Source organism: Micromonospora sp. MGP-C2, assembly GCF_057766525.1.
Genome location: NZ_JBYMEN010000002.1, coordinates 776,508 through 790,668 on the forward strand (window position 1 = coordinate 776,508; position 14,161 = coordinate 790,668).

Annotated in this window: 12 protein-coding genes; 4 read left to right on the forward strand and 8 right to left on the reverse strand. The window is 72.0% G+C overall.

Annotated features, from left to right (window positions below; all coding sequences use genetic code 11):
* On the reverse strand, positions 1-753 hold the full coding sequence (locus tag AC3CF1_RS03245) for a FadR/GntR family transcriptional regulator (protein WP_488449490.1): 753 nt from the start codon (positions 751-753) through the stop codon (positions 1-3).
* Positions 754-1,186: 433 nt separating this feature from the next.
* On the reverse strand, positions 1,187-1,942 hold the full coding sequence (locus AC3CF1_RS03250) for a hypothetical protein (RefSeq protein WP_488449491.1): 756 nt from the start codon (positions 1,940-1,942) through the stop codon (positions 1,187-1,189).
* A 496-nt stretch (positions 1,943-2,438) separates the two neighbouring features.
* On the opposite strand from AC3CF1_RS03250, the gene AC3CF1_RS03255 reads away from it, so the two are divergent.
* Positions 2,439-3,440, forward strand: coding sequence for a tyrosine-type recombinase/integrase (locus tag AC3CF1_RS03255; RefSeq protein ID WP_355161947.1), 1,002 nt, complete (start codon positions 2,439-2,441; stop codon positions 3,438-3,440).
* A gap of 6 nt (positions 3,441-3,446) precedes the next feature.
* Here AC3CF1_RS03255 and AC3CF1_RS03260 read toward each other — a convergent pair whose 3' ends face one another.
* The 3 genes from AC3CF1_RS03260 to AC3CF1_RS03270 form a co-directional block, all read right to left on the reverse strand.
* Positions 3,447-4,100 (reverse strand): fasciclin domain-containing protein, encoded by a 654-nt coding sequence (locus AC3CF1_RS03260; RefSeq protein WP_488449492.1) that lies wholly within the window; start codon positions 4,098-4,100, stop codon positions 3,447-3,449.
* Between the two features lie 96 nt (positions 4,101-4,196).
* Positions 4,197-6,305: a M14 family zinc carboxypeptidase gene (locus tag AC3CF1_RS03265; RefSeq protein WP_488449493.1), complete on the reverse strand. Its 2,109-nt coding sequence runs from the start codon at positions 6,303-6,305 to the stop codon at positions 4,197-4,199.
* A gap of 149 nt (positions 6,306-6,454) precedes the next feature.
* Positions 6,455-7,234, reverse strand: a complete 780-nt coding sequence (locus AC3CF1_RS03270) for an endonuclease/exonuclease/phosphatase family protein (RefSeq protein ID WP_488449494.1) — start codon at positions 7,232-7,234, stop codon at positions 6,455-6,457.
* A 183-nt stretch (positions 7,235-7,417) separates the two neighbouring features.
* Between AC3CF1_RS03270 and AC3CF1_RS03275 the strand changes: the two genes are divergently transcribed.
* Positions 7,418-8,191, forward strand: a complete 774-nt coding sequence (locus AC3CF1_RS03275; protein WP_396689169.1) for a sulfite exporter TauE/SafE family protein — start codon at positions 7,418-7,420, stop codon at positions 8,189-8,191.
* Positions 8,191-8,961: a GNAT family N-acetyltransferase gene (locus AC3CF1_RS03280; protein WP_355162864.1), complete on the forward strand. Its 771-nt coding sequence runs from the start codon at positions 8,191-8,193 to the stop codon at positions 8,959-8,961. The genes AC3CF1_RS03275 and AC3CF1_RS03280 overlap by 1 nt, the downstream gene beginning before the upstream one ends.
* 41 nt (positions 8,962-9,002) lie before the next feature.
* Here AC3CF1_RS03280 and def read toward each other — a convergent pair whose 3' ends face one another.
* Complete coding sequence (gene def / locus AC3CF1_RS03285; protein ID WP_088948232.1) at positions 9,003-9,512, reverse strand: peptide deformylase; 510 nt, start codon at positions 9,510-9,512, stop codon at positions 9,003-9,005.
* Between the two features lie 31 nt (positions 9,513-9,543).
* On the reverse strand, positions 9,544-10,821 hold the full coding sequence (locus AC3CF1_RS03290; RefSeq protein ID WP_488449495.1) for a chorismate-binding protein: 1,278 nt from the start codon (positions 10,819-10,821) through the stop codon (positions 9,544-9,546).
* A gap of 123 nt (positions 10,822-10,944) precedes the next feature.
* On the opposite strand from AC3CF1_RS03290, the gene AC3CF1_RS03295 reads away from it, so the two are divergent.
* The gene (locus AC3CF1_RS03295) at positions 10,945-11,145 is read left to right on the forward strand and encodes a DUF5999 family protein (protein WP_007460326.1); all 201 of its coding nucleotides are present in this window, start codon (positions 10,945-10,947) and stop codon (positions 11,143-11,145) included.
* Positions 11,146-11,294: 149 nt separating this feature from the next.
* Here AC3CF1_RS03295 and gcvP read toward each other — a convergent pair whose 3' ends face one another.
* Complete coding sequence (gcvP, locus tag AC3CF1_RS03300; RefSeq protein ID WP_488449496.1) at positions 11,295-14,117, reverse strand: aminomethyl-transferring glycine dehydrogenase; 2,823 nt, start codon at positions 14,115-14,117, stop codon at positions 11,295-11,297.
* Positions 14,118-14,161 lie beyond the last annotated feature (44 nt).

A 14,161-nucleotide genomic window follows, 5' to 3' on the forward strand; every position in this document is an offset into this window, starting at 1 on the left:
TCACCACCAGCCGATCACCTCGTCGCGCAGACCGGCATAGTCGCGTTCGAGGTGATCGGCCAGGGCGACCATGTGCGCCCGCATCAACGTCTCCGCCGCAACCCCATCGCCGTCAGCGATCGCCGCCGCGACCGCCTGATGCTCACGCCGCACGTCCTCCCACCGCTCCGGACGACGCTCAGCCGCGACGACCCGCTCGGTGTAGATCTCCTTCAGCGCCCGGCCGAACAGATCCAGCACCCCATTGCCCGACAACCCCGCCACCACACCGTGGAAACGCTGCATCACCGCCAGGTAGCTGGCCTCGTCGCGCTCCTCCAACGTGGCGTGCTCACGCATCGACTCCGCCAACTCACGCAGGTGCGCGGCATCGCGCCGCTCGGCGGCCAACCGAGCCATCAACGGCTCCATGATCACGCGCGCCTCGACGAGCTCACCGAACCGGGTCCGGCCCATCTGCATGAACAGCGCCATCATCCGACCGAACGTGTGCGGATCGACGGACCCGACGATCGGCCCACCACCACGACCCGGCCGCACCCGCACCAGACCGTTGGTCTCCAGAATCCGCAACGCCTCCCGCAGGGTGCCGCGACTGACCCCGTACGCCTGCACCATCTGCGCCTCGGTGGGCAGCGCCGCCCCAGCGGACAGCCCCTGCTCGACGATGTCCTCCAGAATCTGCCGGGCCACCAGCTCACCCATCTTCGCCGCGTGCTGGCGGAACCGCGGGGTCGGCTGGGCCTCAGACATGCCCCGATCCTACGGGCCCGCGATCTTGCCGCCATCGACCACTTCGCCGCCGACCAGCGGGGGGAGGGCGGTGGCCGCGCCGCGCTCGGGGCACCCACGCTGTTGTCCCCGGTCGCTGGCACCATGATCACCAGCCGCAGGGGTTCGCCGGCACCGAAACCTTCAACGACATGATCACCGTCGTCCGGGTCGTCCACGGCGATCCCACGACCGGCCCGTGGGCGACCGTCGGCGCCGGCCCGCTGGGCCGACCTCCCGGTCGACGCCGGCCCGCTACGCTCGCAGTTCGAACACGGCATGCGACTCGCCGGGGACCAATTCTCCGGTTTTTGGTCTGGCGCGATGTCCCGACCTGCATCGTGCTGGGATTCGATAATGCACATTATGTAAAGCTGCGTTATCTGGCGGTCCCCTCGACCACCGGTGGGCACTCTCAGTCGCGCGTCAGTCCCGGCGGACACGCGTCCTCGTCGGGTCGCACGCGGCGGGCACTCACCAGCGGGTTGCGTTGCAGACCGGCGATGACAGCGGCGCTGCCGCCGACGTCGGTCCAGGTGTCGTCCCACAGGGCGGAGACGAGCCACGAGTGATCCGCCGGGAAGAACAGGTCGGGCAGCGGACCGTCACCGCGTATGTGACCGGTCCGCCAGGTGAGGGCCTGCTCGGGTCCCGCTTCGACCAGGACGTAGGGCCAACTCCAGTAGAGCGACACCCTCGGGGCACGCGGAAAGACGACGTCGTGCGCGCCGGTGTCGAGGTAGCCCAGCCACCAGGGCTGCTCCGCGGTACGGGCCGCCAGCTCGCGGACCACGGCCTGTTCGTGGGCGTCCATACCGACACCCTCGGGCGGGTGGAAGGTGGCGTACGCGTCGAACACCTCCGGGATCGCGGTGGTGATCGCAAGGCCCTGTGTGGTGTGGCCGGCGAGCCAGGCGACGTCGCTGGCCGTGCCGATCCGCCAGTTCCGTCCGTCCTTGTGGACGTCCAGGGGTTGTGTCGAGGCGCCGTCAGTGTCGGGGCGTCCAGCCACGATGGTGGGCGATGCTGAGGGAGCCCACCCGGGTTCGCCGTCCGGCCGCCACTGGTGCCCCTCGGGGCAGACCACGTCGATGGGGTGGGCCGGGTCCCGGTAGACGGTGGGCGTGCCGGGTCGACCACAGACGGGGCAGGTGGCGACGGGCGACGTCATGCCGCGCAGGATACGTGCTTCTACAGCGCCCCTGGCCTGCGACGTGGGGGCAAGCCGATGTGTCGCTCGGCGCCTGTCGAGCTGCCCCATCCGTGGGGCGCGCCGACCATCGGCCCAGGGACCGTCGGCCATCGGCCCTGGGGCGCGCCGACCATCGACCCTGGGGCGCGCCGACCATCGGCCCTGGGGCGCGCCGACCATCGGCCCTGGGGCGCGCCGACCATCGGCCATCGGCCATCGGCCCTGGGACCGTCGGCCCAGGGACCGGCGCGCCCTCACCGCTGGTCACCTACCCACAGGGTGATGGCGCTTGCCGGGACGTGATCGGCTTCGAAGAACCAACCACACCTGGTCCACGCGCCGGGGATCACCCGCCCCACACGTGGGGCAGCTCGACAGGCACCTGAGGAGACAGCGGCACCTCCCGTGCGGACTGGGTCCGCTCCCCCTCTCCCCACGCTTCCCCGGAACGCGAAAATGCTGCATAATATCCCTTATGCATGACAAACAGGACGAATCGCTCATGGTGCTGATCGAGGAGTTCCTGACCGCCCGAGCGACGCGCAAGCCCTCCCCCCACACTTTGGCCGCGTACCGTCGGGATCTGCACGCGGTGGCGGCGCTGGTCGCCGAGGACGCCACCACTCCCCTCCCCCTGGGCGCGCTGTCGATCACCGATCTCTCCCCCAGGGTGATGCGCGCGGCCTTCGCGCGGTTCGCCGCGCCTCGCGCGCCCGCGTCGGTGCACCGGGCCTGGTCCACCTGGAACAGTTTCTTCACGTTCCTGGTGGCCGACGGGATCGTGGCCGGCAACCCGATGCCGGCGGTCGGGCGACCTCGGGCGCTACTCCCCCAGCCGAAGCCGCTGCGGGGGGCGGACACTCCCGAGGTGCTGCTCGCGTCCGCCGCGCGCGACGAGGGTCGGCAGCGCGACCCGTGGCCGGAGCGGGACGTCGCGGTGTTGGCGGTGGCGCTCTGCGCGGGTCTGCGCCTGTCGGAGTTGCTGGCGCTACGGGTCGGCTCGCTGGGTGGTCGACCTGGTGAGCGGCGGATCGAGGTGCTCGGGAAGGGTGGGCGGCCCCGGGTGGTGCCGATCGAGGCGGATCTGGACCGGGTGCTGGTGGACTACCTGGACAGTCGGGCGCGGCGCTTCGGTTCGCGGTCGGTGCGCCCCGACTCGGCGTTGCTGGTGGATCGGCGTGGTGAGCCGTTGCGCCGGGGTGGGCTGCAGTACCTCGTCGAGTCGTGTTTTCGGCGGGCGGGCATCGGTGACCGGGTGCCGCGGGGTGCGCGGTTGCACGCGTTGCGGCACACGTTCGCGACCCGCTTGGCCGAGGACGGGGCGAGCGCTGCGGAAATCATGCGTTTGTTGGGGCACGCGTCGTTGGCGTCGTCGCAGACGTACATCGAGGTGACGGCTGGGCAGCAGCGCGACGCGGTGCGCGCGAACCGGACCAACCGGGCGCTGGCGGGTCTGGTGCCGGTGAACCAGGAGTGAGCGCGGTCAGTGTGCCCGGTCGCTGTCGTTGGCGGTGGTGGGCAGCGGGCCGAGGACCGCGTTGATGATGTGGATGCGGGTGTCGGTGGCCCGGTAGTCGGCGCAGACGGCGTCGGCGCGGTCGGCCAGACGGACGGTGGGGCCGTTGCGGGTGACGGTGACGGTGGTCCCGTCGAGGGTGGTGGCGGTGCCGGTGTCCGCCAGTTCGCCGATCGGGTGGGTTCCCTGGATCAGGTGTGCCTTCAGCAGGGTGCGCAGCTGGTCGGTGTGGCGGGTCATCAGGTCGTCCCAGTTGTCCTCGGAGAACTTGGCGGCGAAGGCGTCGTCGGAGGGGGCGAGGATGGTGACGCCGGTGCCGGTGGGCAGGTCGGTGAGGACTCCGCTGGTGCGCAGTGCCGCTTCGAAGGTGGTGAGGGTGGGGATCCACCGGAGCGCCTGGTCGACGGGCTGACTGGCGAGGAAGGTCGGGTTTCCGGGGTCGGTGCCGGTGGGCAGGGCGGCGCAGAGGGGTCCGGTGACCTGGGGCGCGTTGGCCGGTGGTGCGGAGTCGGTGCGGGGAGTCGCGGGGCTGCTGGTGCAGGCGGCGAGCAGCAGTGTCGGCGCGAGGAGCCCGAGGGTACGCAGGCGGGGGCGTCGCGGTGGGGTGGCGGGTTGCGACACGGCGGCCTCCACGGTTTCGGGTTGGTGGTGGGGATGTGCCGGCGGCGCGGGTTCGAGACCCGCGCCGCCGGCAGTTTCGGTTCGGTCAGGTGGCCGTCACAGTGCCGCGCACTGGGTGGTGCGTGGGCCGTGCACGGTGTTGGCGACGCCCAGGTTGGTCGGGGCGGGGCTGTTTGCCGTGCAGGTGAGCGGGCCGCGGATGGTGTTTCCGGCCAGCAGGGGTGCGTCGGTGCCGGTGGTGTTGCCGGTCAGGCTGACCGGGCCGGCGATGGTGACGTCGATGACGGAGACCGCGTTGGTGGTCTTCGTGATCTGGACCGGGCCGTTGATGGTGCTGTCGGCGAGGAGGATGCCGGCGGCGCCGGTGGCGGTGACCGGGCCGCTGATGGTCGTTCCGGTCGCGACGAGTGCCGCGCCGGCCCGGACGGTGACGGGGCCGTTGATGGTGGCGTCGTCGGCGCAGGTGAAGCCGGAGACGGTCAGTGGTCCGTTGCGTCGGCCGGTGAGGGTCGGGTAGACGCGTTCGCCGTCGGTCAGCTTCTCCACGCCCTTGGTGTCGAGCAGCAGCGGGATGAGGCCGCGTTCGGGTTGGTTGAGGGGGACGTAGTAGCCGTCCTCGGTCTTGATGACCTTCCAGCCGTGTGCGGCGATGCGTTGCGCGACGGTGGTGCCGACGCCGCCGGGTCCGTCGGTGCGGGCGCCGTTGTACTGCTCGTCGGTGAGTTTGTAGGCGCAGGGGGCGTTGTCGAGGATGAGGTCGGCGCGGGGTGCGTCCAGCGGCGGCGGGCTGTCGCCGGGGTGCGGGGCGGGGTAGGCCGGGATGGGGCGGGAGCCGCGGAAGACGAGGCGGCCGGTGTTGGCGGCCTGGATCTCGATGGACTGGGCGCGGGAGTTGAGGATGTCGGCACGGTCGGCGCGGTGGTAGTCGAGGAACTGCTGGAAGGTCCACAGCGCGGAGTAGGTCTTGCGGCGCCGGTTGTTGGCGGTGTTGCCCTCGTCGGGTCGGGTCTGACCGCCGGAGCTGCGCAGTTCGAGCAGGGAGTTGGCGACGTTCTTGAGGCCGAGGGTGTTGCGCAGGATGGTTTCCTCGCTGAGGCCGATGTTGCCGCCGCCTTCGCAGCCGTAGGGGCAGGCCCACCAGCCGGCTTCGGCGCCCTTGGCGTACATGTGACCTTCGATCATGTCCTGGGACTGGTCGAAGATGGGTTGGGCGACGTTGTGGTGCCGCGGGGGCAGCATGGGCAGGTCCCCGGCGCGGGAGTTGCCGAACTCGTGGCCGTCGTAGCCGGCGACGGGTCGGTAGTCGCGGACCATCTTGATGTACGCGGCGGTTTCCGGCTGGCGGATGAGCGAGTAGTCGCGGTTGAGGTCCTGGCCGGTGGAGTTGCCGCGGGTGTTGTTGGCCCGGCCGTCGCCGTTGATGGTGGGGACGATCAGGACGGTGGTTCGGCTGAGCAGGTCCGTGATGCGGGGGTCGGTGCTGAAGGCGAGTTGCCGGGCCATGATGAGGCAGGCCTCGCGGTCGCCCGGTTCGTTGCCGTGCACGTTGCAGTTGATGGCCACCGGTGCGGTGGCGGCGACTGCTTCCGGGGTGGTCGCCGGGGTGGGGTGGCCGATGACCATCATGTTGATGGGTCGGTTCTGCACGGTGCGGCCGAGTTCGACGACGCGGACGCGGTCGCTGAGGGCGTCGATGGTGGCGGTGTAGGCGTACTCGTCGGTGTCGCTGGTGTACTGCGCGGCGTTGGTGGTCTCCCAGCCGGTGCGCAGTTGCTCGCCGGGGGTCGTGGGGTTGCCCCAGGGTGCGGTGGTGGTGGCGACGACCGGGTCGGAGTAGGGCTGTTCGGTGGTGTCGGTGCGGGCGCGTACGCGCCACTGGAAGGTGTCGCCGGGGTTGAAGCCGGCGTCGGCGAAGGTGGGTGCCTGTTGGTTGATCTGGCGGTTGGGTCGCCAGATACCGACGATGGTCGGTGCGCCGGTGGGGGTGCCGTTGGCGTCGATGGCGGTGCGTTCGATCTGGTAGTCGGTGGCGCCGTCGACGGGTTGCCAGGCGAGGGTGGCGTACCCGTCGGCTTGGCGGACGGTGAGGGCGGTGACCTGGTGGGGTTCCGCGGCGCTCTGGGCGTTGGCGGGGGTGGGTGCGGTGGTGAGGGTGAGAGCGATGAGGGTGGATACGGCGATGAAGGTGGATCGCTGACGTCTCATGTGGCCTCCGACGAGTTGATCGTGGCGCGTGTCGACCAGAATGATCGTCGAAGTGGGTCGATGCAATGATCTTGAGGGAATCTTGCGTCTCGGGGCGGTGCTCCCCCGGGCGCGGCTGAGCCACGGTGCGGCCGGTCGGGCGATGACGCTCAGGCGAGGTCGACCAGCAGGGGGCGGTGGTCGGAGATGGTGGACGCCGGTGCGGTGACCGCCCGTACCGGTGGGAGCTGGTCGAGGGCGTGCCGGTCGGCGAGGATGTGGTCGAGTTGGACGCGGGGCTGCCCGGAGGGGTAGGTGGGGCGGCGGCCCAGCGGATGCCAGCCGGAGACGAGGCGGGCCGCGCCGGCGGGCAGGTTGAGGTCGCCGAGCAGGACGCGGGGGGCGGGCAGGGCGCGCAGGGCGCGGACGGTCTGTCGCAGTTGGCGGGCGTTCCAGCCGGGCACGAAGGACAGGTGTGTCGCGGCCACGGTGAGCGGGCCGTACGGGGTGTCGAGGATGGCGGCGAGCACGACGCGGGGTTCGTCGTGCAGCAGGATCAGGCCGCCGCGGGGGCCGGGCACGTAGACCGGTGAGCGGACGGGTGCCGGTTTGAGTCGGGTGATGTGCCAGCTGCGTACGGGGTGTCGGCTGATGAGGCCGATGCCGTAGCAGGGTTCGCCGTGCCCGTCGTCGTCGTGGCGCAGCGGGCGGAAGTGTTCGCCGGGGGTGCCGACGACGGCGGCGGCGAAGCGGTGGTGGGGTGCGTCGAGGGCGCGGGCGGCGATGGCGGTGAGGTCGAGTTTGCCGCTGCGGTGTTGGTCGCGGTCGACCTCCTGCAGGGCGAGCACGTCGGCGTCGAGGGCGCGTACGGCGTCGGCGAGGCGGTCGGAGTCGACGAGCCCGTCGGTGAGGGATCGTCCGTGCAGCAGGTTGAAGGTGGCCAGGCGCACTCCTGCACCTTACGTGCCCGTGGCATGGTTGCCGGGTGCTGAAGGTGCTGCTGTGTTCCGTGCTGGTGTTCGTGGCGGTCGGCGCGTTGGGGGTGTGGTTGCGGCGTACGAGGGGTCGGTGACCGGGTGAGGCTGGCCACTCGGGTGCTGGTCGGGCGCGTCGGGTAGGCAGAATTGCCGCCCGTGGACGCCGTGACGCTGAGTACCCTGCTGGCCGCCGCCGCGATGGCCGGGTGGGTGGATGCCGTGGTCGGTGGTGGTGGGTTGTTGCTGCTGCCGGCGTTGTTGGTGGCTGCCCCGGGGTTGCCGGTGGCCACCGCGTTGGGCACGAACAAGCTGGCCGCGATCTTCGGTACGGCCACCGCGGCGGCGACGTACGCCCGCCGGACGAAGGTCGACTGGCGGGTGGCGGCACCGGCGGCGGGGGTGGCGGTGCTCAGCGCGGGGGTGGGCGCGGCGCTGGCCGGGGCGGTGCCGGCATCGGCGTACCGGCCGGTCGTGCTGGTGGTGCTGGTGTCGGTGGCGGTGTTCGTGCTGCTGCGTCCCCGGATGGGGGTGGTGGCGGTGCCGGCGAGGCGGACTCCGGTGCGGGTGGCGGTGGTGATCGCGGTGGCCGGTGTGGGCATCGCCCTGTACGACGGTCTGATCGGTCCGGGGACCGGCACGTTCCTGGTGTTGGCGTTCACCGCTGTGATCGGCGCGGACTTCGTGCACGGCTCGGCGATGGCGAAGGTCGTCAACGCGGGCACGAACCTGGGCGCGTTGGTGGTGTTCGGGGTGACCGGGCACGTGTGGTGGCTGCTGGGCGCGGGGATGGCGGTGTGCAACATCGCCGGCGCGGTGCTGGGGGCGCGGATGGCGTTGCGCCGCGGGTCGGGGTTCGTGCGGGTGGTGCTGCTGGTCGTGGTGGTGGCGTTGGTCGCGAAGCTCGGGTACGACCAGTGGGTGGCCCGCTGATGGCGGTAGGCCCCGAGCATGACCGTGCGGTCCTGGCGCGGTTGCTGGGCCGTGATCCGGTGCTGCACGCCTACCAGTTGGGTGACCTGGACGACTTCTTCTGGCCGTACACCTCGTGGTTTCGCTCCGGTGAGCAGGTCGCGCTGCTCTATCGCGGGGTGGACCCGCCGACGCTGCTGGCGTTCGCGGCGCCGGCGGACACCGCGGCGCTGGCGGCGCTGCTGGCCGACCTTGCGCCGACGCTGCCCGCCCGGTTGTACGCGCACCTCTCCCCCGGGCTGTCCGACGTGCTGGCCGGGTCGTTCCGGTTGGATCCCGGTGGCGCGCACCACCGGATGGCGTTGACCGATCCGGTCCGGTTGTCGGCGGTGCGTCCGGAGGGCGTGGTGCTCGGGCCGGCGGACCTGCCGGGGCTGCGCCACCTGTACGAGCGGGCGTACCCGGGGAACTGGTTCGATCCTCGGATGCTGGACACCGGGCAGTACCTGGGCGTACGCGAGGGCGGTGAGCTGGTGGCGGTGGCCGGGGTGCATGTGTGGTCCCCGGCCTACCGGGTGGCGGCGTTGGGCAACGTCACGACCCATCCGCTGTGGCGTGGACGGGGGCTGGGCGCGGCGGTGGTGGCGGCGTTGTGTGTCCGGCTGCGCGAGACCGTGGAACACGTCACGCTGAACGTGAAGGCGGACAACACCGCGGCGGTAAGGCTCTACGAGCGGGTGGGGTTCACCCGGGTCGCCGACTACGAGGAGTGGACGCTGACGGCCCGGTGACGCCTCGCCGCTCGTCTCGGGTGGTGTCGCCCGCGGTCGGGTCAGCGGCGGCGGCTGGGTGAGTCGAAGCGGCCGGCGCGGATCTCGCGCAGGGCCCGGCGGCGGATGTCACCGCGCAGGGTGTCGACGTAGAGCGTGCCGCGCAGGTGGTCGGTCTCGTGTTGCAGGGCGCGGGCGAGGAACCCGCTGCCGGCGATGGTCAACGGTTCGCCGTGCTGGTCGACGCCGCGGGCGGTGGCGTGCAGGGCCCGGGCGGTCGGGAAGTACAGCCCGGGGATGGACAGGCAGCCCTCCTCGTCGTCCTGGAGCTCGTCGGACAGTTCGAGGGTGGGGTTGATCAGGTGGCCGCGGTGCCCGTCGGCGTCGTAGACGAACACCTGGGCGCTGACGCCGATCTGGGGTGCGGCGACGCCGGCGCGGCCGGGGGCGCCGAGCAGGGTGTCCATCAGGTCGGTGACCAGGGCCCGCAGCTCGGCGTCGAAGGTGGTGACCGGTTCACATTCGGTGCGCAGGACGGGGTCGCCGATGATCCGGATGGGCCGCATGGTCATGTCGGTCAGCGTATCGCCGGTGGCGGTGGGGTCACCGCCCGGCCAGGGTGGCGCGGATCGGAGTGGTCTTCGCGGCGGCTTCGGCGACCTCGGCGGACGCGTCGCTGTCCCAGGTGATGCCGCCGCCTGCCCAGGTGTGCAGGTGCTGGCCGTCGGCGGCGGCGGTGCGGATGGTCAGACCGAGGTCGACGCGGCCGGGGGCGACCCAGCCCAGCGCGCCCATGCTGGCGCCGCGACCGACGGGTTCGAGAGCGGCGATCTGGGTGAGGGCGGCGCGTTTGGGCGCGCCGGTGACGGACCCGCCTGGGCAGGTGGCGCGCAGCAGGTCGGCGAGGCCGAGGCCGTCGGCGGCCGCGGCGCGGACTGTCGACTCGGCCTGCCACAGGTCGCACCAGCGGCGGACGGTGAACAGGTCGTCGACGGTGACGGTGCCGGTGCGGGCGATGCGGGCGAGGTCGTTGCGTTCCAGGTCGACGATCATGACGTGTTCGGCGCGTTCCTTGGCACTGGCGAGGAGTTCGGCGCGGCCGGTGGCGGTGGCCGGGCGGGTGCCCTTGATGGGTCGGGTGATCAGGTGTCCGTCGGTGACCTCGATGAGGGTTTCCGGGGAGGCGCAGCCGATGGCCCAGCCGTCGCCGGTGAGGACGCCGCCGTAGCGGGCGCCGGGGAGCGCGCCGAGGCGGCTGAGGGCGGGCAGGGGGTCGCCGGCGTAGCGGGCGGCGGCGTGCCCGACGAGGTTGGTCTGGTAGACGTCGCCGCGGCCGATGGCGGCGCGGACCTGGTCGACGGCGTCGGCGTGTTGACGCGGCGTCCAGCTCTCGGCCCACTCGCCGAGCCACCACGGCGACGCCGGTGCGCCCGGTGGGGTGGCCCGGGCGGGGCGGTGGTCGTAGACGACGACGGCGAGGTCGGGCAGGGCCGGCGCGGGCTCGGGCGCCGCGCCGGGTGCGCCGGCCAGGTGGGCCCCGGCCGCGGCGGACAGGTAGAGCGCCGCACCGCAGACCCCGGTGTGGTGCTGGCGGGTGGCGGGTCGGGTGAGGTCGTGCAGTGGCAGGCCGTGCGCGGCGAGGAACTCCTCGGCGAGTGCGGCGGGGTCCCCGCCGTCACTGAGACGCCACTGCAGTCGGGCGCGTTCGGTCAGGGCGCCTCGGCACGCGGCCGGCGCCGCCGGCACATCGACCAACGCGGTCGGGCCGCTGCCCGCGGCCAACGTGGCTGAGCCGCTGCCCGCGGCCAACGCAGCTGAGCCGCTGCCCGCGGCACCAACCTGTGGGAGCGTTTCCACGCCGTACGGTCCGACCTTCCTCATCCGTTCAGTGGATTTCCGGTGCGCCAGGTGGGCACCTGCTCGATGCTGGACACTTTCGCTTGGTACTGTGCGTCACTGGTCATGTGAACCATGACACAGTGCCCCCACAGTCCGGAGAACCCGATGTGCCAGCACCAACCGACCTGCCCCTCTGCTGAAGCCACCGATCGGGAAGCCGCGCGAGTCCTCGCTTGCTTCCGTGAGCAGGGCTGGAGCCTGCTCTGCAATGGTGTCATCGTCTTCGAGGACACCGGCGAGCTGCTCCCCGACGGCAGCAGCATCGCACCGCACCGCGGCCCCGCCCGTCACGCCCTCGTCGCCTGATCGACCACTCAGAGTCACCGAATAGCCGCCGTCGACCCAGGCTGGTCCCCCGGTAAGGGACACCGAGCCCAGGTCGCAGCGGCTGCCGGGGCGGCCAACACCGCCCGCCCCGGCTCGCCGTCGTTCGTCCTCGAACGCCCCCGGCGTTGTCAGTCCTCGAACGCCTCCGGCGACGGGCACGAGCAGACCAGGTTCCGGTCGCCGTACGCGCCGTCGATACGCCGCACCGGCGGCCAGTACTTCCCGGCCCGGTCCACCCCGGCCGGGTACGCGCCCACCGACCGCGGGTACGGGTGCGGCCACTCGTCACCGCTGACCATCGCCGCGGTGTGCGGCGCGTTGGCCAGGGGGTTGTCCCCCGCCGGCCACGCCCCGAAATCCACCTGCTCGATCTCCGCCCGGATCGCGATCATCGCGTCGCAGAACCGGTCCAGCTCGGCCAGGTCCTCGCTCTCGGTCGGCTCCACCATCAGCGTCCCCGCCACCGGGAACGACATCGTCGGCGCGTGGAAGCCGTAGTCGATCAGCCGCTTCGCCACGTCGTCGACGCTCACCCCGGTCGCCTTCGTCAACGGCCGCAGGTCGAGGATGCACTCGTGCGCCACCAGGCCCTTGTTGCCGGCGTACAGCACCGGGAAGTGCCCCCGCAGGCGCGCCGCCACGTAGTTCGCCGCCAGGACCGCCACACCGGTCGCCCGGGTCAGTCCCTCGGCGCCCATCATCCGCAGGTACGCCCACGGGATCGGCAGGATCCCCGCCGACCCGTACTTCGCCGCCGAGATCGCCGGCGTGGAGTCCGCGTGCGCGCCCAGCGGGTCACCGGGCAGGAACGGCGCCAGGTGCGCGCGCACCGCGACCGGGCCCACGCCGGGGCCACCGCCGCCGTGCGGAATGCAGAACGTCTTGTGCAGGTTCAGGTGCGACACGTCCGCGCCGAACTTGCCCGGCTTCGCGAACCCGACCAGGGCGTTGAGGTTCGCCCCGTCGACGTACACCTGACCGCCGGCGTCGTGGACCTTCGCGCACAGCGACGCGATGCCCGTCTCGTACACGCCGTGCGTCGACGGGTACGTCACCATGATCCCGGCGAGCGCGTCCCGGTGCTTGTCGATCTTCGCGTCGAGGTCGACCAGGTCGACGTTGCCGTCGTCGTCGCAGGCCACCACGACGACCCGCATGCCGGCCATCACCGCCGACGCCGCGTTGGTGCCGTGCGCCGACGACGGGATCAGGCACACGTCGCGGTGCGACTCACCCCGCGAGGCGTGGTAGGAGCGGATCGCCAGCAACCCGGCCAGCTCACCCTGGGAGCCCGCGTTGGGCTGCACGCTGACCGCGTCGTAGCCGGTCACCTCGGCCAGCCACGACTCCAGCTGGCCGATCATCTCCCGGTACCCGGCGGTCTGCGCGTCCGGCGCGAACGGGTGGATGTGCGCGAACTCCGCCCAGCTGATCGGCTCCATCTCGGTGGTCGCGTTCAGCTTCATCGTGCACGACCCGAGCGGGATCATGCCCCGGTCCAGGGCGTAGTCGAAGTCCGACAGCCGGCGCAGGTAGCGCAGCATCGCCGTCTCGGAGTGGTGGCTGCGGAACACCGGGTGGGTGAGGAAGTCACTGGTGCGGGCCAGGTCGACAGGCAGGGCCGCGTCCACGGCCCCGTCGAACGCGGGCACCTCGAACGCCGCCCACACCTGCGCCAGGTGCGCGGCCGTGGTGGTCTCGTCGCAGGACACGCCCACCCGGTCGGCGTCGACCAGCCGCAGGTTCACGCCCCGCTCGGCGGCCGCCGCGACGACCTGCTCGGCCCGGCCCGGCACGCTGACGGTCACGGTGTCGAAGAACGCGACGTCCGCGACGTCCACGCCGCCGGCGCGCAGCCCGGCCGCGAGCCGCGCCGCCATCTGATGGGTACGCGCCGCGATGTCACGCAGCCCGTCCGGGCCGTGGTAGACGGCGTACATGCCGGCCATCACGGCGAGCAGCACCTGCGCGGTGCAGATGTTGCTGGTCGCCTTCTCCCGCCGGATGTGCTGCTCGCGGGTCTGCAACGCCAACCGGTAGGCCGGATTGCCGTCCGCGTCGCGCGACACCCCGACCAGGCGCCCGGGCAGCATCCGCTCCAGGCCCGCGCGCACCGCCAGGTAACCGGCGTGCGGCCCACCGAAGCCCATCGGTACGCCGAAGCGCTGGGTGGTGCCCGCGGCGATGTCCGCCCCGATCTCGCCCGGTGCCCGCAGAAGTGTCAACGCCAGCAGGTCCGCGGCGACCGTGACGAGAGCCCCGGCGGCGTGTGCGGCCTCGACGAGGGCGCTGTGGTCCCGGACCGCCCCGGACGCCCCCGGGTACTGCAGGTGCAGGCCGAAGAACTCCGCCGGCACCTCGTCGCGCTCGACGTCGACGACCCGCACCTCGATGCCCAGCGGCTCGGCCCGACTGGCGATGACCGCGATGGTCTGCGGCAACGCGTCGGCGTCGACGACGTACACCCGGCTCTTGCTCTTGGAGGCACGCCGCGCGAGGGTCATGGCCTCGGCCGCGGCGGTGCCCTCGTCGAGCATGGAGGCGTTCGCGGTGGCCAGGCCGGTCAGGTCGGTGACCATCGTCTGGAAGTTCAGCAGCGCCTCCAGGCGGCCCTGGCTGATCTCCGGCTGGTACGGCGTGTACGCCGTGTACCAGGCCGGGTCCTCCAGCACGTTACGGCGGATCACCGCCGGGGTGTGCGTGCCGTGGTAGCCCAGACCGATCATGGAGACGGCGACGGTGTTGCGGGCCGCCAGGGCGCGCAGCTCGGCGATCGTCTCGGCCTCGGTGGCCGGGTCCGGCAGGTCGAGGGTGCCGTGCCAGCGGATCACCTCGGGGATCGCGGCGTCCATCAGCTCGTCGATCGAGCCGTGCCCGACGACCTCCAACATCCGACGCTCGTCGTCGGGGCCGGGACCGATGTGACGGGTGGCGAACTGCTCTACGGTCATAGGAGGCACTCCCGGGGCGAGGTCGACGTGTCGGCCTCCCCCTC